Below are 21,246 nucleotides of genomic sequence, written 5' to 3' on the forward strand. Positions count from 1 at the left end.
GAACTGGCCGGAGTGGCCGTCCGGGAGGTGGCCGATGCGGCGGTCGGTGACGTGGCGGACGCGGATGTGCCCGGGGCAGTGGTCGAGGAAGTAGCCGTGGTGGTTGCCCGGGAACTGGCCGATGCGGCGGTCCGCGACGTGGCGGACGTGGACGTGCCCGGGGCAGTGGTCGAGGAACTCGCCGGGGCGGCAGCCGGAGAACTGGCCGGGGTAGCCGCCCGGGAGGTGGCCGATGCGGCGGTCGGCGGCGCGGCCGACGCGGATGTGCCCGGAGCCGTAGCCGAGGAAGTAGCCGTGGTGGCTGCCCGGGAACTGGCCGGAGTGGCCGTCCGGGAGGTGGCCGATGCGGCGGTCGGTGACGTGGCAGATGTGGACGTGCCCGGGGCAGTGGCGGAGGAACTCGCCGGGGCGGCAGCCGGAGAACCGGCCGGGGTAGCAGCCCGGGAAGTGGCCGATGCGGCGGTCGGTGACGTGGCGGACGCGGACGTGCCCGGGGCAGTGGTCGAGGAACTCGCCGGGACAGCGGCCGGGGAACTGGCCGGAGTACCCGCCCGAGAGGCGGCCGACGCGGCGGACGCGGACGCGCCCGGGGCAGTGGCCGAGGAACTCGCCGGGGCGGCAGCCGGAGAACTGGCCGGGATAGCAGCCCGAGAAGTGGCCGACGCGGCGGTCGGCGGCGCGGCCGACGCGGACGTGCCCGGGGCAGCAGCCGAAGAACTGGCCGGGGCAGCCGCCCGAGAAGCGGCCGAAGCAGCGCCCGGTGACGCGGTTGGCGTGCCGGACGGCGACGCGGCCGACGCGGTGGACGGAGACGCGGCCGACGGCGACGCGGACGTGGCCGACGCAGCGGACGGCGACGCAGCGGGCGGCGACGCGGCCGACGCAGTCGACGGCGATGCGGACGGCGCAAGAGAAGGTGACGTGGGCGTGCCCGTTCCCGGCCCCGGCCCCGCCGCAGCCGCCCCCTTCGCCCGCGCCTGCGCGTTCGCCTGAGCCGCCGCCCTCTGCACGGGAGTGACAGGCGCACCGATCGGACTCCGGCGAGGAGTACCCCCGTCACCGCCAGGCGCGGGCGTCGGCGCGGCGGAGGGCACCTCGCTGATGGGCGAACCAAGTCCCGTACGGGGACGCCCGGCCGCGGCGGCACCGGTGCCGCCGTCGGGCTTGCGCTGCACGCGGCGTACGTGAGGCCGCCGCTGCGCGGGCGAGACGGGGTGGCTCGCCCGCGCAGCGACGGGTGCCCCCGGACCGGTCGGGGGAACCGGCCCGGGGAGTTCGGTGGGCCCGGCGGGCGCCGGGTCCGGAGTGGTCGTGGGGGCCGGGCCCGAGACCGGCACGGTCGGCACGGAGCCGACCGGGTACAGCTGCCGCTTCGGCTCGGCAGGCGGCGCCGCCGTCACCAGCGGCGACCGCTTCACGGGTACCCGCTGTACGACGGGAACGGCGGAGCCCGCCGATCCCGGCGTCTGAACCTCCGCCTCCGACAGGGGAGTCAGCCGCGGCCCGACGCCCGCGGTGGCACCGGCCCGCCGTGCGGGAGACGCGGGCCCCTCGGTCGTACGGCTGCTGCCGCTCGCGGCCTGGCCGTTGTCCGAGCCGGGTGGGGCGATGCCCCGCTCACTGCTGAGGGGCGCGGTGGGCGCGGGCCCGCCGGACTCGCCCGCACCGCGGCTCTTCGCGGCACGCTGCACGGCAGAGCCGGAAGCGGGCGCCGCCGGAGCAACAGCCCCACGCGCGCCCCGAGTCGACGACCGAGCCGAAGCCGAAGACGAAGCCGAAGCCGAAGCCCCAGCCCCGGACGGGCCAGACGCACCAGCCGACGCCACCCCCATCGGAGCCGACGCCACCCCCACCGGAGCCGACGCCTCCTCCGCCACCCCGTCCCCCCGCACCGGCAGCCGCAGCGACGGCAGGTCGAGGGAGCCGGGGCGGCCCGCGACCGGGGTGAGGGCGTCGAGGAGCAGGCCGCCGGGGGCCGATGAGCGGACGGCGTGGCCCAACTGGCCGCCGAAGGACGGGTTCTGGTGGGTGGCGAGGAGTGAGGCGAACCCGGGCTCGGCGACCGGGCGCGGCGCGGCGAGGACCCGCTGGACCGGCGGCATGGCGGACCAGCCGCCGTCACCACCCCCCAGCACGCCGGAGGCACCGCCGGACGCACTGCCGGAATCAGGCACCTCAGCCGCACCCGCCCCGGCCTCAGCCCCGGTCTCCGCCCCGGACACCACCGTCCCCGCGTCGTCCCGACGCCCCCGGGACCCGCGCCCCCACCTGAACAAGCCCATCGCTACCTCAACTCACCGACCACGAACCACCGATCACCGCTCACCGCTCACCGACACCGGCCGAAGCCCCCGCCCCGCCCGCACACCCGCTCACTGCCGTGCCGCCGCCGCGGCCTGTTCCACCAGTGAGGCCGTGCGCGACACGTACGCGCGCCGGTCGGCGTGCTCGAGGTCGAGGATGTCGTCCAGGCCCCAGTGGAAGTGATAGGCGAGGTACGCGACTTCCTCCTCGATGCGGTCGGCCGCGTACGTCACGATTCCCCCAGGCGGCTCCCGGCCAGCTCCACCTCGAAGGACTCCGAGCAGTGCGGGCAGGCCACGGCCGCCCGGGTGTGGCCCTCCGCGTTGATCTGCCGGTAGAAGTCCTGGAGGAAGGCCAGGTCGGAGGCGAACATGTTCTCCACCGTGCCGTCGTGGACGGAGCCGAGCGTGCCGAGCCGGGTGATGACCCGGCCGAGCAGCACGACGGACAGATAGGCGGGGTTCTCACGCACGCGCACGTCCCGCAGCGGGACCAGTTCGTCGCGCGCCGTCGCAAGACGCATCGCGCCGTTGCGGTGGACGGTGCCGGACTCGTCGACGTACCCACGGGGGAGCTCGAACTCGAACTCCGTACGCAGGGGTTCACGAGCACCGGCCACCGCCGCCGCCCCGGGCGCGGGCAGCCCCGCCGGGCCTTCGCGCCGCATTACTCGATGACCAGCTCTTCGAAGACGATGGTGACCTGCTCGGTCAGCGCGGCGGCGTCGCCCGCCTTGACCCCGCTGGTCTCCACCTTGCTGCACCAGGCGGCGCGCAGGTTGTACCGCTTCACCGGGTTGTTCTGGTAGTCCATCATCATGATCGTGGCGTTCTTGCGCGCCGAACCCATGTCGCCCGCGATGGACTTGTTGATCCACTCGCTGAAGACGGGGCTCTGCGTCATGCCGCGGGTGACGGTGCACTCGCCGGCCTTCTTCACGCCGGGCATCTTCTTGACGACGGGCTTGCCGTCCGCCGAGACCTGCTGGTACTCGATGACGTCCTGCTCCATGGACAGGCCGCTGACCTCCTGCAGGTACTCGACCATGACACCGTCGATCTGCAGGCCGAAGTTGTGTGTGGTGAGGGCGTCACCGGGCTGAAGGGACAAGGGAGTTCACTCCTGTTGCGTTCTTGCGGATACGTGAAGGCCGTACGGGCGCGGCGCGGCGCGCGGTCCTGCTACTCCTCCAGCTCGCCGCCCCCGCCGGAGAACTGGGCGAGGCGGAAGACCACGAACTCGGCGGGCTTGACCGGCGCGATGCCGATCTCGCAGACGACGCGGCCGAGGTCGACCGACTCGGGCGGGTTCGTCTCCTCGTCGCACTTCACGTAGAAGGCGTCCTCGGGGCGCTGGCCGAACAGGGCGCCCGAGCGCCACTCGTTGACCAGGAACGCCGAGACGTTGCGCCGGATGCGGGCCCACAGGGCGTGGTCGTTCGGCTCGAAGACCACCCACTGGGTGCCGATGAGGATCGACTCTTCGAGGTAGTTGAAGTAGCGGCGCACGTTCAGGTAGCGCCAGGCCGGGTCGGAGGCCATCGTGCGGGCGCCCCACACGCGGATGCCGCGGCCGGGGAAGGCACGGATGCAGTTCACGCCGATCGGGTTGAGCAGGTCCTGCTCGCCGCGGGTGATCTGCAGCTCCAGGTCCACGGCGCCGCGCACGATCTCGTTCGCGGGCGCCTTGTGCACACCGCGCTCGGCGTCGTTGCGCGCCCACACACCGGCCATGTGACCGGACGGCGGCACGGTCACGGACTGGCCGGTCGCCGGGTCGAAGGACTTGATCCACGGGTAGTAGAGCGCGGCGTAGCGCGAGTCGTAGCCCGCGAGTTCCTGGCGCCACTGGCGGACCTGGCGGGCGTTGAGGCCCGGCGGCGGGTCGATGATCGCCATGCGGTCGCCCATCAGCTCGCAGTGCGAGATCAGCCCGAGCTGGACGGCCTTGACCTGCTCCTCGCTGATGAGGCCCTGCTGGTAGGCGGCCATCAGGTCCGGCACCGCCACCATGTTGATCTCGTCGAGGGCCTCCAGGCCGCCGAAGCCGGTGCGGTCGGCGGAGTCGCCGATGAACTGGCGGGTCTCGACGGGGGCCGCGGCGCCGTTCGTCGCGGGGACGGCGGGCGCGGGCGCCGGGGCGGGCGGCGTGAGCGTGACGGACTGCGCGTCCGGCTTGGCCACCTGGCCGCCGCTCGCGGCCTCTTCGAGGACGATCGTCTTGGAGCGCTGCTTGACCTGGGTGACGACGTAGTTGCGCGCGGTCTTCTTCGCGCTGACGTCGAAGCTCTCGACGACCTTCTCGCCGTCCTTGACGACCAGCTTGAAGCGGTCGGCGGCGCCTTCGCCCTCGCTGTCCTGCACCTCGACGGTCAGCGCGCCGCCGTTGGCGGAGCCCGCGGCGATCGCGGCGACCGTGAAGCCGCCGAGCGCGGCGGGGGTGCCCGCGGTCAGTTCCTTGGGCGCCTGCGCGGCGGGGGCCGCGGCCTGCTGCGGCTCGTCGGCGGCGGTGCCGCCGACCCGCACGATGTAGGCCGCGGTGCCGCCGTTGTTGAAGAACCCGTAGACGGAGTGCGCCAGGTAGTACCCGTCCGTGAACTCGCCGAACGCGGCCACGTACTGGGACCAGTTGGTCACCAGCGTCGGCTCGTCGAGCGGTCCCTGCGGCGCGAGACCGACGAAGGCCGCCACCGAGGTGCCGACTCCCTCGATGGGCCGGGAACCGCTGGCGACTTCCTCGATGTAGACGCCGGGGGACAGGTAGTTGGGCATGTTCCGTTTTCTCCTCGCGATGACGGGATCGTGCGCCGGCACGTCGGCCCCGGTGTGCCGGTTCCCCGCGGCCGCGGCTGCTCCCGCTGGTCGTACGGTCGCTTACGACGATGTCCCAGGAGCCCGCGGCGGAGTAGAGACGGACGGACGTCACCGAGGGCAGAGGCCACTGCCCGTTCGGCCACCGTCGAACGGTGGGCGGCGCGTTGCGTCGCGGTCCCGTCGCGGCCCGGACGTCCGCTCCGATCGTGCGGCGCACGTGCTCGGCGTCACAGAGGCGGAGGGGCGCCGTCGGGGGCAGGCCGGACTGCCCGAACGGCCATGCCCCCGGCAAGGGCCACGGGCCCGGCCGGATGTGGCTCACCGATGGCGCATATGCCACGCCTGACGGCCGATTCCGCGTCAATTGCTGGTCAACATGGTGAACAAGCTTCCCGCGGGGGGAGGGCGACCGTGGGTACTGCCGTAACGTTTGGTGCGTATGGCCAGCCGTGGCCAGTACGAACGGGCACAATCGCGGTGCGTCACGGGGCAAGGGGTGCGGGCTGAGTATGCGGGGCGACGCGGAGGGCGATCCGGTCCTGAACCGGGAGACCGAAGCCGACCGGAGCTGCCCGAGCGGGTCGTTGACCTTCCAGGTCCTCGGACCGGTCCGCGCCTGGCGCGACGGACGGCAGCTGGCGCTCGGCTCACCGCAGCAGCGCGCCATCCTGGCGGTGCTGCTGCTGCACCACGGGCGGCCGGTGTCCGTCGCGGAGTTGGTGGACGCGCTGTGGGGCGAGGAACCGCCGCCGCGCGCGGTCGGCACGCTCCGTACGTACGTCTCCCGGCTGCGCGCCCTCCTCGAACCGGACCGGCGGGCCAGGGGACGCGCCAGCCTCCTGGTCTCCGCGGGCGGCGGCTACGCCCTGCGCGTGCCGCGCGACGCGCTCGACGCGAGCGCCCTCGAAGACCGGCTCACCGCCGCGCGCCGACTGCGCGGCGCCGACCAATACGCGGGCGCGTACGGGGAGTTGACCGCGGCCCTCGCCCTCACCAACGGCACACCGCTCGCCGGACTCCCCGGGCCGTACGCCGAGCGCCAGCGCGACAGGCTCACCGAACTGTCCGTCACCGCCCAGGAGGAACTCTTCGCCTGCGCCCTCGAGCTGGGCCGCCACGCGGAGGCCACCCCGCCGCTGCGCGCCTTCGCCGCCGAACACCCGCTGCGCGAACGCGCCCAGGCCCTGCTGATGCTGGCCCTGCGCCGCGGCGGCCGCCAGGCGGACGCGCTCGCGGTCTACGAGACCACGCGCCGCACCCTGGCCACCGAACTCGGCGTCGACCCGGGCAATGAACTCGCGGCCCTGCACGAGGGCCTCCTGAACGGCGACGCGGAGACCGGCACGGCACGCCAGGTCCCCGCGCAGCGCGCCACCCCCCTGCGGCGGGTTCCCGAGGCGGGCGGCCGGGACCAGGGCCAGGCCGCCGCCCGTGACCGCGGCCGGGACGACGGCCGGGACATCCGCGGCAGGACGCTCGCCCCGGGCGGGGAGTACGGCCAGGCCCGGCACGGCGGCCAGGCGGCCATCCACGACCTGGACCAGAACGGCATCGGAACGGACGCGCGTGCGGTCCGGCAGGCCCAGGCCCCCGCGACCGGCATAGCCGTCAGGCGCCCCATGTGCGCCGAGGCCCCCGAAGACCCCGAGGCCACGCTGACCTTGAGGAGCGCCGCCCCGCCCCCCGATGGCACCGCCCCGCACCCCCGCCCCGGACGGACCACCGCGGCCCGGCCCCATACGTTGCTCACGGCCCCGCCCGCCGGTACCGCAGTCCCCACTCGCCACAGCCCCGTCCCCGCCCAACTCCCCCCGGACGTACCGGACTTCGCGGGCCGTCAGGTCGAGGCCGCCGTCCTCACCGAGACCCTGCACACGGCCGTCGACGGCAGCACGATGGCCCTGGCCGCGCTCACCGGACTCGGCGGCGTCGGCAAGACCGCCCTCGCGGTGCACGTCGCGCACGCCTTGCGGGGCGAGTTCCCCGACGGACAGCTCTATGTCGACCTGGGCGCCCCCGACCCCACGCGCGACGGCAGCAGCGCCAGCGCGCTCGTCGGATTCCTGCGGGCCCTCGGCGTACCCGAGAGCGCCGTACCGGACGGTCTCGACCAGCAGACCGCCCTGTACCGCTCCCTGCTCGCGGGCCGCCGCGTCCTCGTACTCCTCGACAACGCCCGCGACACCGCGCAGGTGCGCCCGCTGCTGCCCGGCGCCCCGGGCTGCGCCGTCCTCGTCACCAGCCGCTCGCGCACCATCGCCCTGCCGGGCGTCCGCCTCGTCGACGTCGACGTCATGGACGAGGCGCAGGCGCTCGGGCTGCTCGCCGCGATCGTCGGCAGGGACCGCGTGACCGCGGAACCCGCCGCGGCCGGTGAACTGGTCGCCGCCTGCGGGGGACTGCCGCTCGCCGTCCGGATCGCCGCCGCCCGCCTGGCCGCCCGGCCGGGACGTTCCGTCGCCGACCTCGCGGCCCGGCTGCGCGACGAGCGCCGCAGGCTCGACGAACTGCGGGTCGCCGACCTCGGCGTCGAGGCCACCTTCCGGCTCGGCTACGAAGCGCTCGCCCCCGAACTGGCCCGCGCCTTCCGCGTCCTCTCCCTCTGTTACATGCCGTCGTTCTGCCGCGGCGCCGCGGGCGCGCTCCTCGACGTACGCGACGAGGAGGCCGAGTCGATCGTGGAACGCCTGGTCGACGCGGGGCTCATGGAGCTGCACGACGACGACCGCTACCGCTTCCACGACCTGGTCAGGCTGTTCGCGGCCCGCCAGTGCGAGCGCCACGAGAGCCCGGCGGAACGCGCCGCCGCCCGGCTCCGCTTCCTCGACTACGTCCTGGCCACCGTCATCACCGCGATCCGCCGTACGAAACCGCACAGCGTGCTGCCCGAACTGCTGCACAGGCCCGCCTCCGACGGCAAGCCGCTGCCGGACGCGGCCGCCGCGCACGACTGGCTCGTCGTCGCGCACAGCAGGCTGTACGCCGCCGCGGAGAACGCCCTGCGCCACCTGCCCGCCGCGGGCGACGGCACGGCCACCGACGGCGCCCCGCCCGGCCTGCGCCCCACCGTCGACCTGCTCACCGCCTGGTCCCACCTCCTGGTCGGCACCGCCCGCCACCGCGACCTGGAACCCCTCGCCGAACTCGCCCTGGAGACCGCCCGCAGACACGGCGACGACCTCTCGGCGGGCCGCGCCCTGCGCCTGATCGGCACACCGCACTACGGCACCGAGACCTACGCCCGCGCCGAACGGGTGCTGCGCGAGAGCCTGCGCCTCGCCGCATCCGCGGGCGACCCGCTGGTCGGCGCCGAGAGCAGCCACGAACTGGGCATCGTGCTCATGGGCATGGGCAGGGCCGAGGAAGCACTCGAACAACTCCAGCAGGCGTACGTCAGGTTCGGCGCGCTCGACGGGCGCAGCGACCGGATCCGCGTCCTGTCCCACCTGGTCCGCGCCTACTCCGCCCTCGGCAGGTCGGCGGAGGCGGACGCCGCGCGGTCCGAGGCGCTCAGCCGCGCCCGCGAGTCGGGCAGCACCGCGACCCTCGCGCACGCCCTCTACCAAGTGGGCTGCGCGCTGCTCGGGGACGGCCGCACCGCCGAGGCCGCGGACCGGCTGCGCGAGGCCCAGCGCCTGCACCGCTGGTCCAGGTCCCCGAGGTGGGAGGCACTGTGCTGGGCCCGCCTCGCCTACTGCGAACTCGCGGAGGAGCGGCCCACCGAGGCGCTGGCCTGCGCGGACGAGGCACTGACCATCGAGGGCGAACTGGGCGACGTGTTCTGCAGGGCCCTGGCGACCGCCGCCCGCGGCAGGGCGCTCCTCGCCCGCGGCGACCTGGACGGCGCCCGCAGCGCCCTGCGCTCCGCGCAGCGCGTCATGGAACGGCGCGGCGCCGTCGAGGCCACCGAAATCGCCGCGCTGCTCGCCGAGTTGGAGTCCACCGGGGGGCAGGTCCTCAAGGGCAGCGCGCACTGCCCTTGAGGCGGCCCTTTCGTACAGGAGATCACCGCGCGTCGCCCTCTACCGTGCACCCATGACGTGGTGGAACTCCCTGGACCCGGCCGCGGTGACCGTTGATCCTGGTGGTCGCGCCGCCGTGCGGCTACGCGTGCGCAACACGGGGGACACGGTCGAGGAGTACCGGTTGTCGGTGGTCGGCGCACCCGCCGGCTGGTCCCGCGTCGAGCCGGAGGTGCTGCGGCTCTACCCGGGCAGCGAGGGCACCGCCGAGATCTCCTTCGCACCGCCCCGCTCGCCCGACGCACCGGCGGGACCCACGCCGTACGGCATCCGCGTCGAACCCAGGGAACACCCGGACGCCCGCGACGTCGTCGAGGGCCAGGTCACCGTCGCGCCCTTCTCCGAAGTGCGCGCCGAACTGCTGCCGCCCACCATCGTCGGACGCTTCCGCGGCCGGGCCTCCATCGCCGTGGACAACCTCGGCAACACGCCGCTCACCGCGGCACTCACCGTCCGCGACGACACCGACCGGCTCGCCTTCGACCTGGACCCGGTCAGCATCCAGGCCGCCCCCGGCCGCGCCGCGTTCGCCCGCTTCACCGTCCGCCCGCAGCAGGTCCGCTGGACGGGATCCGCCCAGGCGCACCCGCTGACCGTCTCCGTACGCCGCTCCGGCGACGAGAACGCCTACGAGGTGCCCGGCAGCTTCGACCAGCGCCCGGTCCTGCCGCGCTGGCTGTTCGCCCTCGGCAGCGTCCTCGCGGCGCTCGCCGTCGCGTTCGTCGTGCTCTGGTTCTCCTTCTCGCCCAAGGTGACCGGCGGCGCCAGGGAGAACCAGGCCGCCGCCACCCCCAACCCCGCACCGCAGGGCGGCGAGAAGGACAAGCTCGCCGACGCGCCGCCGCCCCCGAAGGACGAGGACAGCGGCGACGACGACGACGGCGGCGGAGCCGAGGCGCCCGGCGGTGGCGGCGGATCAGGATCCTCCTCCGGTGGCGGAGGAGGAGGCGGTGGCGGAGGTGGCGGTGGCGGCGACGCCGAGCAGCCCGACCGGAGCGGCGGCGGTGGCGCCGCCAAGGCCGGACCGCCGTGGCGGCGCGGATACGAGAAGGACATCGTGGTCGAGTACGCCCAGCGCCGCCTCGCCGCCATGGACTCCTCGAACAAGTGCAGGCTCACCGGCAGCTACACGCCCGGCGTCATCGACGCCAACACCGAGGCCAAGCTGATCTGTTACCAGCGTGCCGTGATCCGGCACGGCGAGACCACCGGCCGCAACACCGCGCAGATCTTCGCCACCGACGACGAGGGCGAGCTCGGCCGCGCCACCCTCACCTCGCTGTGGGCGCAGGGCGTCCGCCCCGACGACGTCAGCTCCGGCACCAACAGCTGGGAGGTCATGCAGGTGCAGGCGGCCTTCTGGTGGGCCTCGCAGGCGGGCATCAGCGACGACGACCTGGCCCGCGACCGGGCCTACGCCGACTACGGCGTCACCTACTTCAAGAACGGGCGCCAGGCACCGAAGACGGACACGTACAACAGCAGGACGGCCGCACACATCAAGGACTACCAGAAGGCCGTCGGCCTTCCCGCGACCGGCGTCGTGGACAGCAAGACCCTGCAGGCGATGGTCGGTGGCAGTGTGAAGAACCCCGGAGTGAAGGGCCGTTGAGCAGCATGTGGAGCGCACTGGAACCATCGGCGACCACCGTGGAGCCCGGCTCCGTGGCGAAGGTACGCCTGCGGGTCCGCAACACAGGGGACACCGTCGAGGAGTACCGGCTGCAGGTCGTCGGCGACGCGGCGGGCTGGTCCCGCGTACAGCCCGACGTGCTGCGCCTGTACCCCGGCGCGGAGAGCACGGCCGACGTCGAGTTCGCGCCGCCGAGGACCGCGGACGCGCAGGCGGGCCCGACCCCGTTCGGCGTCCGGGTGCAGCCGCGCGAGGACCCGGGCTCGGGTGACGTCGTCGAGGGCCAGGTCACGGTGGGCCCGTTCACCGAACTCCGTACGGAACTGGTGCCCCTGGTCGTCCGCGGCCGGCTGCGCGCCAAGGCCGCGGTCGCCGTCGACAACCTCGGCAACCAGCCGCTCACCGCCTCCTTCTCCGGCCGTGAGAACGGCGAGGAACTGGAGGTCGTGGCCGAGCCGGGCTCCGTCCAGGTCGCCCCGGGCCGCGCGGGCTTCGCGGACCTCGCGCTCAAGCCCGGCGCGGTCAGCTGGGTCGGCGGCACCACCAAGCGCCCCTTCACCGTCTCCGTCCTGCGGGCCGGTGTGCCCGAGCCGGTCGAGCTGCGCGGCACCTACGTCCAGCCGTCGGTGATCCCGCGCTGGGCGATGGCCGTGCTCTCGGTCCTCGTGGCGCTGGGCATCGCGGCCGCGGTGATGTGGTTCCAGCACAAGCCGAGCCTCGCCACCCAGGCCAGGGAGAAGATCGAGCGGCAGCAGCCGCTGCCGCAGAACGACGACATGAAACCGGCCCCCAAGCCCAAGCCCTCCGAGAAGGAGAAGGAAGCGCCCCCGCCCCAGGACGACGGCAAGAAGGACGAGGCGCCGGACTCCAAGCCGGGCGGTGGCGGCGGAGGCGGCGGCGGGGGCGACGACAAGCCCAAGGGCCCCAAGACGCACGTCATCCAGAGCAACGAGGGCGGCGGCTGGTACCTGGAGGTCAAGAAGGGCGAGCAGACCGACGGCACCTACGTCGGCCAGAACCCCAACCTCACGGACGAGTTCGGCAAGAACCAGGACTGGATCCTGCACCACTACCCCGAGTCCGACACCTACGCCCTGGAGTCCGCGGCCGCCCCCGGCACGGTCATGGACCAGAAGGCGAACACCAACATCGTCCAGATCATGCACGCCCCGGCGGACAACATAAAGACGGGCCGGCTGCCGGACAACCAGAAGTGGAAGCTGGAGAAGCGCGACGACGGCCTCACGCGGATCGTCGCCGTCGGCTCCGGCGAGTGCCTCGTCGACATGCAGAACGACAAGAGCGCGGTCACGTGGCAGTGCGACGGCCGCAACAGCATGGGCTGGCGGATCACCGACTGGCCCGAGTAGGCGAGAACGGCCCGAAGGGCGGGTGGCACGCAGTCGGCGTGCCACCCGCCCTTCTTCCTGCTCCTGCTGTCCGCTTCCGGGCCACTGCCAGGGCAGGGAGCCCTCACGGCTCACTGCCAGGGCAGGGAGACCCCCGGCTCCAGGCGCCCCATCTTGCGGTACTCCCGCCGCGCCCCGGCCCGCACGTCCGCACCCGACACCGGACCGCCGTGCCCGGCCGCCAGATACCCGGCGGTCACGGCGGCCGACCGGATCGCGCCGCCCGCCAGCTCGAACTCCTTCGCACACCGAGTGAGTTCCTCCTCGATGTCCGCCGCCCGCGGCGTCCCCGCCAGACATGTGTGCCACAGGGCGATCCGCTGCTCGACGTCCGGGAACGGGAAGTCGACCACCAGGTCGAGACGCCGTGTGAACGCGTCGTCGATGTTGGCCCGCAGATTGGTGGTGAGCACCGCGATCCCGTCGAACGCCTCGAGCCGCTGCAGCAGATACGCGCTCTCCAGGTTGGCGTACCGGTCGTGCGAACTCTTCACCTCCGAACGCTTGCCGAAGACCGCGTCCGCCTCGTCGAAGAGCAGCACCGCGTCCGTGCGGTCCGCCTCGGCGAAGATCCGCTCCAGGTTCTTCTCCGTCTCGCCGATGTACTTGTCGACCACGGCCGACAGGTCCACCACATAGAGATCCAGGCCGAGTTCACCGGCCACCACCTCGGCGGAGAGCGTCTTGCCGGTCCCGGAGTCACCGGCGAACAACGCGATCACGCCGCGCCCCCGCCCGCCCCCGGTCCGCAGCCGCCACTCGCCGAGCACCTGGTCGCGATGCCGGGACCGCAGCACCAACTCCCGCAGCAGACCGAGCGGTTCCTCCGGCAGCACCAGATCGCCGAAGCCGACCGCGGGCCGGATCCGCCGGGCATGCCGGTCGAGCAGCGGCGCCGACTGCTGCCGCGCACTGAGCTGGATGTGCGCCGCGGTGAGCCCCGTGCCCTCGAAGTCGGCGAGCCCGACGGCGGCCCGGGCGGCCCGCCGGATCTGGGCACCGGCGAGACGGTAGGGCGCGATGGCTTCCCCCAGATCGAACCCGAGCCCGTCGCCGGGGGACTGGTCGCCGGGGGACTGGTCGTCGGGGGAGGGGAGCCCGAGCCCGGCGCGCCAGGCCCCGGGCCCGTCGGTCCGTTCCCGGGGTGCCTCCAGCGCGAGGATCCCCGCGTCGGGGGCCCACCCAGGGTCGTACGCCCCACTCCCGAAGAACACCGCGGGCACGTCCCCGGTGGCGAGCCGCCGCACCAGGGCGCCGGGTTCATCGGGCAACGGTCCTACGAGGAGTGCGGCGCCCCGGAGCCGGGCCTCGCGCAGCAGCGCGACGGAGGTGCGGGCGGCGGCCTGCTCGGCCTCCGCGTCCCGCACGGGCGCGCCGCCGGGCACGGGAGCCGGCGCGGGCCGATACCGCAGTACGGCCGTCCCGGCCGCCCGCAACGCCTCGGCCACCGGCTCCGCGGCCGTGCCCTCCCTGCGCTCGCGCAGATGGACGAGCACGGGCCGCGCGGCCGCAACAGCGGCAAGCCGCGCCGCGATCCCGTCGTCGGCAACCTCCGACGCCGCCTCGGCGGGCAGCAACTCCACCCCACTGCCCACGAGTTCGGGATCGACGGCATCATCCCCGAGCAGCCACGCGACCACCCGCTCGGGCACCCGCAGCGCCCGCCCCGGCAACGGCCTTTCTTCGTCGTCGAGTTGGATGAGCCCTCCGGCACGCAGGGGCGCCAGTGGATGGAATCGCCCACGGGCCGCGGGATCGTACGCCCCGGTGCCGACGAGATCGAGGACGAGCCCGACACTGGCCTGCCGCCGTCCCACGTCGTCGTTGAGATACCCGTACAACGCCTCGAAACGCCGGTCGACGTCGGGCGCGAGGGCGGCGAGAAGGATGTGCTGATCGAGCGGAGTGAGAGCGAAGCGCTCGGCCAACTCCCCAAAACCACCGAGGAGTTCCCCTTCCACGAGGGAACCTGCCCCGGAGGGAGCCCCTCCCATGGGCCCGGCCGTCGCGATCCGCCGGGCGCTCTCGGCGGTGACGTACAACCCCCGCAGGGGATCCCCCGCCGTGGGATCGTCGGCGCTGCGCAGCTCGACGAGCTCGGCCACGCGCCCGCGCAACGCGTCGAGCCGGGCGAGCAGGGCCTCGGGCCCGCTCACGGATTCTCCGTACGGTCGGCGGACGAGGTGCGCAGCATCCGGGGCCGTACGTCGCCGTTCTTGCCGTCGAGCCCGCGCACGATGGCGACGGCGCCCTCGGTGACCGGCGGCGCCACGTCGTAGGTGGGCGACACGGGGAACGGCACGGTGATCACCACGTCCAGGGACGGCTTGAGCTCACCGCCGAGCGCGGACCAGATGTCGGCGATGGACCGGGACTCGGGAGGCGGCACGGCGACCGTGAGCGGCAGCGAGGCACGCAGCGCGGCGAGCGCGTCGGGCAGGGAGTCGGGCGGCAGCAACTCGTGGGCGAGCAGGGTGCCGAGGCAGGCGGAGAGGAGCCGGTGCTCGTCCTCGGGCCGGTTGGTCCAGGCGGTGAGCAGATACGAGAGCCGGAACCAGCGGGGCGGCTGCCGCCTGCGAAGGACCACTCCGTCGGGCCCGCGCTCGGCGTACGCGCCGCGCTCGCGACGGGCGACGTCCTCGCGGATGTCGTAGAGATAGGCGTTGAGCGTGGGCGCGTTGCGCCGGGCCGCCCAGTCCCGGGTGGGCGCCTCGAAGACGACGTCACCGGCCCCATCGGGAAGGGCCCCGCGCAGCAACCCGCGCAGGGCCTCGTCGACTTCATGAATCACTAGATGTACCCCTCCCGCAGCGCGTACGCGACGGCATGCGCGCGGTTCTGCAACTGCAGGCGCGTCATCAGCGCGTGCAGCACGTTCTTGACGGTCCGTTCGGAGTAGGCGAGCTTCTCCGATATCTGCTTGGTGTCGAGCCCCTCGGCGATCAGGCGTACCACGTCGACCTCGCGGGGTGCCATGCCCAGCGTCGGCACGAGCGCCCCCGCGCCGCCGGGCGAGGTGTCGAGGGCGGACCGCCGCAACTGCCCGAGCTGGGTCATGAGCCGGTTGATGAGATCCGGCGGCAACTCCCCTTCACCCCGCGCGGCACTGTGCACCGCGTGCAGCAGCTTCTGCGGGGTGGCCTGATGCCGCCAGAGAATGGCCTGCACGCCGTACTCGACGACAGCCATCAACTCGGGCTCGCGCAACTCGCTGGCGATCAGCACGACGCGCTGCTCCCCACACCTGACGAGCCGCCGCAGCTCGGCCCCCGCGACATCGTCGAGCCGATCGACGAGCATCACGGCAACCTGCTCGTCGCTGACCTCTTCCCCTCCCCGATCCACCAGCTCAACACTGGGCTGCTGCCGAAGGTGACTGATGACCCCGGCCCGCCCCAACGGATCAGTGGCATGCACAGCCACAGAGATACGTGTATCCGGCACTGGCCTTCCCTGTCTTCCCCCGCAGTATCAATGGCCACAGAGTGCGCAAGCCGGATCAACATTCGATTGCCGATGGATCAACGGGGCTTGCGCGGGGGCGTAAGCGGGGCTGCCGGGCCTCGGCCCGCCTCGGCTACGGTGCGCATCATGCCACCTGCACTGGACACGCCTCAGGGCGCGGCCGAACTGGCCGAGCCCCTGTTGCCGCCGCGTGGCTGCACGACATCGGTCACGCCCCAGTCCCTGGGCGCTCCCTCTCGCCTGGTCCAGCTGGTCGCCCACCACTCCGGCGCTGCCTACGAAGCCGAACAACGGGGCCTGTCGCCACAGTTGGCCGCCTACGACCGGGAGGACTCCCCGCTCCTCGACGCACTGAGCTACGCCGACATGAAGGAGGGAAACGAGGCCCACACCACAATCACCAAGGCACGCCCCTACCTGGACGCTGCGGTCGCCCGGACCGAGCGCGGCATGAAGGTGTTCCACTCGGTCCCGCCGAGCCGGCGGACCGTCATCGACCGGAGCGGCTGGTGGCCGCCCGAGAGCTTCGCCGTCGAGCACCAGGACGTGGAACTGCTCGCGTGCTTCCTGGACGCCGGAGCCGACCCGAACAGCGTCAGCCTGACAAACGGCCTCCCGCTCCTGATGCACGCCATCGACATGGAGGGCGACGGCGCCCTGCAAACGTCCGGTCCCCTCACGGTCGCCACGACTGCGGTGCTCCTCGCATACGGAGCAGATCCCGAGCACGGCACGCCGGACGGAGACGCCCCCCTCTCGCTCGCCGAGTACTACAACCACGGGCCGGCAATCCGTCTCCTAAGGCGCCACATTCAGCGCGGCTCCCCGTCGACTTAGGGATCCGCACAGCTTCGGCATGGAGGTGGGCGTGAGCGATCTCAAGGTCGTCACGTGGAAGAGGTACGGACAAGACCGGCTCTACGTAAACCTGCCGGACAGCACGTCCGTCGCACGGGCCGACCGGCGCACAGGCAAAATCACCATCCTCGTGGAGCAATACCGACACGACGCGCGCGACTTGCCCCCTCTGACACCACAAGACGACCTCGCGGAAAACCGTCCCTGGCGCCGCCCTGAGAGAACTCCTCGCCACGGAGAGACTCACACGCCACGGCTGGCGCGTGCTGCATTCCATAGAGCTGCCCCGAAAGGTGGACATCGACCACTTACTGATCGGCCCCGGTGGCGTCTTCTGCCGTGGCAAGCCGCAGCCGTACGGACGCAAGAGCAAGGCGGAGGCCCGGCGGGTACAGCACGTGCTGGAACGCCACGTCGGCGTTCCGGTCCAGGTGGAGCCGGTGCCTCGATCCCGAGCAGATCGACGCCGTCTACGCCGTGGCCCGGCATCGATGCGCGTGGCTGACGGCCTGAAAAGCGTGCCGTCCCCGCGACGGGAAAGGGAGCGAGGAATCCATGAGCGGGAACGCCGAAGAGCCGGACTCAATGAGACTGAGTCCGGCTCTCCATATTCGGCACTTCAGCTGGTCAGCGACGCAATCACACTGTCCCGGCTGCTGTGCCCCCGGCAGGATTCGAACCTGCGCACACGGCTCCGGAGGCCGTTGCTCTATCCCCTGAGCTACGGGGGCGTATCGGCGCGGCTTGCGCGGCGACGGATAGAACCCTACCAGCTCTCCGGGGCTCCCCATGAACAGGTATTTCCGTGCTTCCGCGGCCACCGGGGCGGGTGCATGCGTCTCCTGTGTCCCGGGCACCCCTGCCGACTCCCCCGCACGGGGCGGAAGTAGGGAAAACCGGGACGCGGCGGCGGGCGCGGACCTACTCTCGAGTTGTGTCAGGCGTGCCCGGCCGCGTGCTTGTTGTGGACGACAACAAGGTCATTCGGCAACTGATCAGGGTCAACCTCGAGCTGGAGGGCTTCGAGGTCGTGACCGCGGCCGATGGTGTCGAGTGCCTGGACGTCGTGCAGCAGGTCCAGCCCGATGTGGTCACCCTCGACGTCGTGATGCCCCGGCTCGACGGTCTGCGGACCGCGGCGCGGCTGCGCTCCGACGCACGGACCCAGAACCTGCCCATCGTCATCGTCAGCGCATGCACGCAGTACGAGGTCGAGAGCGGCCTGGACGTCGGCGTGGACGCCTTCCTCGCCAAGCCCTTCGAGCCGAACGAACTGGTCGGGATCGTCCGCCAGTTGATGGAGCGCGAGGGTCGTGGCCCCGGGGCCGGACATGGTCATGGCCGCGATCGCGGCCCGGCGGGCACCGATCGCCGGGCCGGTGGTTTCGGAGGGGCCGGTGGCGTCGGCGGCAGCGGCGAAGCGGAGCGGGCGGGGCATCCTGGCGGCTGACCGACACCGTCGTGCTGCGGGTCTGGGCCTGGGGTTGCCCTCTGGGCCTGGGCCCGGCTCCCAGCCCGAGCCCGGCCGCGCGGGCCTCAGCTCCGGCCGCGCGCGAGCGGGCCCTGGCCTCGGGTACACACTCCGCCCCCGGTTCCGGCCGCCCAGGCCTCGGCCCCGCCCCACGCACTCCGGCTCCGGCACATGGCCCTCGGCCTCGGCCTCGGGCGCGCACTCCAGCTCCAGCTGCGGGCGTCCGGGCCCCGGCCCGCACACCCCGGCTCCGGCCCCCGAGCGCGCAAGCTCCGCCCCCCCCCCGGCGGCGCAGGACTCGGCCCTGGGCACCCACACTCCAGCTCCAGCTCCGGCTGCGGGCGCACAGGCCCCGGCCCGCACACCCCGGCTCCGGCCCCGAGCCCGCAGGCTCCGGCCCCGCCCCCACCCCAGCTCCAGCCCCAAGCACGCAAGCTCCGACCTCACGCACACGCTCCAGCCCCGGCCCCGAGGCACGCAGCCCCCGGCCCCGCCCCACACCCTCCAGCTCCGCGTCCAGCTCCGCCCCCCGGCGCCCCGTCCACATCCCGGACCATCCGCGAAACCAAGTCGCCTACCCACCCCCCTCCTCCCATACGCTTGTCCCGTGACCCCCGTCGAGCTCTCCCGCACCGTGCTGCGCGCCATGCGTCATGCCGTCGATGCCGGGGAGCTCAGCGTGGATGTGCCGGAGGTCGTTCGGGTGGAGCGGCCGCGGCCAGGGGGGTGTGGGGACTACGCGACGAATGTCGCGCTGCAGGTCGCCCGCGCCGCGGGGAGGTCGCCGCGGCAGGTTGCCGAGATTCTGTCGCCGAGGCTGGTCCGTGAGCCCGGCATCGTGGGGATCGACATCACGGGGCCCGGGTTCCTGAACATCACCTTGGCGGGGACGCGCGGCGCCGCCCTCGTGCGTGACGTGCTCGCGCGCGGCCGCTGTTACGGGCATGTGCACCCCGACACCGGGCAGCTCGCCCAGATCCACGTTCCCCACGAGGTCCGCGCCGTCGTCGTCGCCGATGCCCTGCGCCGGATCCTCCGTTCCCAGGGCGCCCTGGTCCGCACCACCTGCGACGAGGCCCCGGACGCCGACTGGGTGACGACCCTCGGTGTGCGGATCGACGCGTACGGGCGCCCGCCGCGGGAGCTCCGTACCCTGCGCCCCGTGCCCGCCCCGGAAGACCCCGTCCGCCTCGGCCGCGACGCCGCCCGCTGGGCCCTGCTCCATCCCGCGGGGCACGATCACCCGCGCATCGGCGACGAGCACCTCGCGCAGCGCGAGAGCAACCCGCTGTTCCGCGTGCGGTACGCCCACGCCCGCTCCCGCGCCCTCACCCGCAACGCCACTGCCCTCGGCTTCACGAGCCACGCCGCCGACCTGCCGGACGACCGGCACCGAGAAGACCTGCCGGACCAGCGAGACGACCTGCCGAGCCGGCAAGGAGACCTGCCCGTCCGGCAAGGAGACCTGCAGGCCCGGCAAGGAAACCTCCCCGACCCGCCAAGAACCCTGCCCACCCCCGAAGCGCAGCCCCTCCTCGACGCCCTCGAGGAATACCCCGCCACCCTCGCCTCCGCCGCCCGCCACCACGCGCCGGACCGCCTCGCCCGGCACCTCGTCACCGTCGCCGACGCCCTGCTCGTCTTCCAGCACACCGTGCTGCCGCTCGGTGACGAGAAACCCTCGGCCACCCACCGCGCCCGGCTCGCGCTCGCCGAAGCCGCCGGGACGGTGCTCGCCGGTGGCCTGTCCCTGCTCGGCATCAGCGCACCCGACCATCTGTGAAAGACGAGACGACAGAGCCATGAGCCGTTCCGCACACCCCGCAGGGCCCCGCCACGCAGACGTCCTGCCCGAGGGGCACTACGCCGCCCCGCCGACCGACCTCAACGCCCTCGACGCCAAGGTCTGGTCCCGCACCGTCACCCGTACCCCTGAAGGCGTCGTCAGCATGGGCGGCATCGAAGTGACGCGGCTCGCCGAGGAGTTCGGCACTCCGGCGTACTTCGTCGACGAGGCCGACTTCCGCGCGCGCTGCCGGGCGTGGCGCGACGCGTTCGGCGGTGACGCCGATGTCTTCTACGCGGGCAAGGCCTTCCTCTCGCGCGCCGTCGTGCGGTGGCTGCACGAGGAGGGGCTCAACCTCGACGTGTGCAGCGGTGGCGAACTCGCCACCGCCCTCGCCGCGGGGATGCCCGCCGAGCGCATCGCCTTCCACGGCAACAACAAGACCGAGGACGAGATCCACCGGGCCGTCGAGGCCGGTGTCGGGCGCATCGTCCTCGACTCCTTCCAGGAGATCGTGCGCGTCGCGCACATCGCCGAGCGGCTCGGCAAGCGCCAGCGCGTGCAGATCCGGGTGACGGTCGGCGTCGAGGCGCACACCCACGAGTTCATCGCCACCGCGCACGAGGACCAGAAGTTCGGCATCGCGCTGGCCGGGGGACAGGCCGCCGAGGCCGTACGGCGCGCGCTGAAGCTGGACGGGCTCGAGCTCATCGGGATCCACAGCCACATCGGCTCGCAGATCTTCGACATGGCCGGGTTCGAGGTCTCCGCCCGCCGCGTCGTGCAGCTGCTCGCCGAGGTGCGCGACGAGCACGGCGTCGAGCTGCCCGAGATCGACCTCGGCGGCGGCCTCGGCATCGCGTACACGAGCGACGACGACCCCCGTGAGCCGCACGAGATCGCCCGGGCGCTCGGCGAGATCGTGACGCGCGAGTGCGCGGCGGCGGGCCTGCGCACGCCCCGCATCTCCGTCGAGCCGGGCCGCGCCATCGTCGGCCCGACCGCCTTCACGCTCTACGAGGTCGGCACCATCAAGCCCCTCGAAGGACTTCGTACGTACGTGTCCGTGGACGGCGGCATGTCCGACAACATCCGCACCGCGCTGTACGACGCCGAGTACACGGTCGCCCTCGTCTCCAGGTCCTCCGACGCGGAGCCCATGCTGGTGCGTGTGGTCGGCAAGCACTGCGAGAGTGGGGACATCGTCGTACGCGACGCGTTCCTGCCCGCGGACATCGCGCCCGGCGATCTGATCGCCGTGCCCGCGACCGGCGCGTACTGCCGCTCGATGGCGAGCAATTACAACCACGCTCTTCGCCCGCCCGTCGTGGCCGTCGCCGACGGTGCGGCGCGGGTGATCGTGCGGCGCGAGACGGAGGAAGATCTCCTGCGTCTCGACGTCGGATGATGAAAAAGATGAAATAGATGTCTCAGGATCCGGACAATGGACAGAAAGTCTGTTCCGGTGGGTGAGACTGGTTCCAC

The 21,246-nt window shown here is 73.0% G+C and carries 15 protein-coding genes, 1 tRNA gene and 1 pseudogene; 9 read left to right on the forward strand and 8 right to left on the reverse strand.

The genetic code is table 11. From position 1 onward, the window contains the following. Nucleotides 1-993: pseudogene (locus ACFWZ2_RS05240) on the forward strand (hypothetical protein); the annotation flags it as partial. Nucleotides 994-1,311: 318 nt separating this feature from the next. Then, nucleotides 1,312-1,470: a hypothetical protein gene (locus tag ACFWZ2_RS05245; RefSeq protein ID WP_384542036.1), complete on the forward strand. Its 159-nt coding sequence runs from the start codon at nucleotides 1,312-1,314 to the stop codon at nucleotides 1,468-1,470. A gap of 902 nt (nucleotides 1,471-2,372) precedes the next feature. Here ACFWZ2_RS05245 and ACFWZ2_RS05250 read toward each other — a convergent pair. The 4 genes from ACFWZ2_RS05250 to ACFWZ2_RS05265 form a co-directional block, all read right to left on the reverse strand. Continuing rightward, complete coding sequence (locus tag ACFWZ2_RS05250) at nucleotides 2,373-2,537, reverse strand: DUF6760 family protein (RefSeq protein ID WP_384542039.1); 165 nt, start codon at nucleotides 2,535-2,537, stop codon at nucleotides 2,373-2,375. Then, entirely contained in the window at nucleotides 2,534-2,971 is a 438-nt protein-coding gene (locus tag ACFWZ2_RS05255; RefSeq protein WP_384542041.1) for a hypothetical protein, read from the reverse strand. Before ACFWZ2_RS05255 ends, ACFWZ2_RS05250 begins: the two co-directional genes overlap by 4 nt. Then, entirely contained in the window at nucleotides 2,971-3,414 is a 444-nt protein-coding gene (locus ACFWZ2_RS05260) for a phage tail protein (RefSeq protein ID WP_361733971.1), read from the reverse strand. The genes ACFWZ2_RS05255 and ACFWZ2_RS05260 overlap by 1 nt, the downstream gene beginning before the upstream one ends. 71 nt (nucleotides 3,415-3,485) lie before the next feature. Continuing rightward, nucleotides 3,486-5,075, reverse strand: a complete 1,590-nt coding sequence (locus ACFWZ2_RS05265) for a phage tail sheath family protein (RefSeq protein ID WP_384542044.1) — start codon at nucleotides 5,073-5,075, stop codon at nucleotides 3,486-3,488. Between the two features lie 551 nt (nucleotides 5,076-5,626). Here ACFWZ2_RS05265 and ACFWZ2_RS05270 point away from each other — a divergent pair. The 3 genes from ACFWZ2_RS05270 to ACFWZ2_RS05280 are packed head-to-tail and all read left to right on the forward strand — an operon-like array spanning nucleotide 5,627 to nucleotide 12,142. Beyond that, nucleotides 5,627-9,100 (forward strand): BTAD domain-containing putative transcriptional regulator, encoded by a 3,474-nt coding sequence (locus tag ACFWZ2_RS05270; RefSeq protein WP_384542047.1) that lies wholly within the window; start codon nucleotides 5,627-5,629, stop codon nucleotides 9,098-9,100. 52 nt (nucleotides 9,101-9,152) lie between these two features. Next, nucleotides 9,153-10,751: a peptidoglycan-binding protein gene (locus ACFWZ2_RS05275; RefSeq protein WP_384542049.1), complete on the forward strand. Its 1,599-nt coding sequence runs from the start codon at nucleotides 9,153-9,155 to the stop codon at nucleotides 10,749-10,751. Between the two features lie 5 nt (nucleotides 10,752-10,756). After that, nucleotides 10,757-12,142 (forward strand): RICIN domain-containing protein, encoded by a 1,386-nt coding sequence (locus ACFWZ2_RS05280; RefSeq protein WP_384542052.1) that lies wholly within the window; start codon nucleotides 10,757-10,759, stop codon nucleotides 12,140-12,142. Nucleotides 12,143-12,252: 110 nt separating this feature from the next. On the opposite strand, the gene ACFWZ2_RS05285 is transcribed toward ACFWZ2_RS05280, so the two are convergent. The 3 genes from ACFWZ2_RS05285 to ACFWZ2_RS05295 are packed head-to-tail and all read right to left on the reverse strand — an operon-like array spanning nucleotide 12,253 to nucleotide 15,625. After that, the gene (locus tag ACFWZ2_RS05285; protein ID WP_384542055.1) at nucleotides 12,253-14,337 is read right to left on the reverse strand and encodes an ATP-binding protein; all 2,085 of its coding nucleotides are present in this window, start codon (nucleotides 14,335-14,337) and stop codon (nucleotides 12,253-12,255) included. Next, nucleotides 14,334-14,972, reverse strand: a complete 639-nt coding sequence (locus ACFWZ2_RS05290; protein ID WP_384542058.1) for a DUF4255 domain-containing protein — start codon at nucleotides 14,970-14,972, stop codon at nucleotides 14,334-14,336. The genes ACFWZ2_RS05285 and ACFWZ2_RS05290 overlap by 4 nt, the downstream gene beginning before the upstream one ends. After that, on the reverse strand, nucleotides 14,972-15,625 hold the full coding sequence (locus ACFWZ2_RS05295) for a response regulator transcription factor (protein WP_384542061.1): 654 nt from the start codon (nucleotides 15,623-15,625) through the stop codon (nucleotides 14,972-14,974). Before ACFWZ2_RS05295 ends, ACFWZ2_RS05290 begins: the two co-directional genes overlap by 1 nt. 147 nt (nucleotides 15,626-15,772) lie before the next feature. Between ACFWZ2_RS05295 and ACFWZ2_RS05300 the strand changes: the two genes are divergently transcribed. Then, the gene (locus ACFWZ2_RS05300) at nucleotides 15,773-16,483 is read left to right on the forward strand and encodes a hypothetical protein (RefSeq protein WP_384542063.1); all 711 of its coding nucleotides are present in this window, start codon (nucleotides 15,773-15,775) and stop codon (nucleotides 16,481-16,483) included. 680 nt (nucleotides 16,484-17,163) lie between these two features. Here the strand turns inward: ACFWZ2_RS05300 and ACFWZ2_RS05305 are convergent. After that, nucleotides 17,164-17,235 (reverse strand) — tRNA-Arg (locus tag ACFWZ2_RS05305). Nucleotides 17,236-17,438: 203 nt separating this feature from the next. Between ACFWZ2_RS05305 and ACFWZ2_RS05310 the strand changes: the two genes are divergently transcribed. The 3 genes from ACFWZ2_RS05310 to lysA all read left to right on the forward strand — a co-directional run bounded on the left by ACFWZ2_RS05310 (nucleotide 17,439) and on the right by lysA (nucleotide 21,169). Beyond that, nucleotides 17,439-17,954, forward strand: coding sequence for a response regulator (locus ACFWZ2_RS05310; protein WP_384542066.1), 516 nt, complete (start codon nucleotides 17,439-17,441; stop codon nucleotides 17,952-17,954). Between the two features lie 628 nt (nucleotides 17,955-18,582). Continuing rightward, nucleotides 18,583-19,758 (forward strand): ArgS-related anticodon-binding protein NrtL, encoded by a 1,176-nt coding sequence (nrtL, locus tag ACFWZ2_RS05315; RefSeq protein ID WP_384542069.1) that lies wholly within the window; start codon nucleotides 18,583-18,585, stop codon nucleotides 19,756-19,758. Between the two features lie 19 nt (nucleotides 19,759-19,777). Next, nucleotides 19,778-21,169 (forward strand): diaminopimelate decarboxylase, encoded by a 1,392-nt coding sequence (gene lysA, locus ACFWZ2_RS05320; protein WP_384542071.1) that lies wholly within the window; start codon nucleotides 19,778-19,780, stop codon nucleotides 21,167-21,169. Nucleotides 21,170-21,246 lie beyond the last annotated feature (77 nt).

The organism is Streptomyces sp. NPDC059002 (genome assembly GCF_042740435.1).
In the GTDB taxonomy this organism is placed as follows: Bacteria; Actinomycetota; Actinomycetes; order Streptomycetales; family Streptomycetaceae; genus Streptomyces.

Bases quoted from the DNA above. Each gene is read 5' to 3' on its own strand.
- ACFWZ2_RS05255 (WP_384542041.1), bottom strand. From the start codon at position 2,971: ATGCGGCGCGAAGGCCCGGCGGGGCTGCCCGCGCCCGGGGCGGCGGCG.
- ACFWZ2_RS05265 (WP_384542044.1), bottom strand. From the start codon at position 5,075: ATGCCCAACTACCTGTCCCCCGGCGTCTACATCGAGGAAGTCGCCAGC.
- lysA (WP_384542071.1), top strand. From the start codon at position 19,778: ATGAGCCGTTCCGCACACCCCGCAGGGCCCCGCCACGCAGACGTCCTG.
- ACFWZ2_RS05275 (WP_384542049.1), top strand. From the start codon at position 9,153: ATGACGTGGTGGAACTCCCTGGACCCGGCCGCGGTGACCGTTGATCCT.
- ACFWZ2_RS05270 (WP_384542047.1), top strand. From the start codon at position 5,627: ATGCGGGGCGACGCGGAGGGCGATCCGGTCCTGAACCGGGAGACCGAA.
- ACFWZ2_RS05280 (WP_384542052.1), top strand. From the start codon at position 10,757: ATGTGGAGCGCACTGGAACCATCGGCGACCACCGTGGAGCCCGGCTCC.
- ACFWZ2_RS05300 (WP_384542063.1), top strand. From the start codon at position 15,773: ATGCCACCTGCACTGGACACGCCTCAGGGCGCGGCCGAACTGGCCGAG.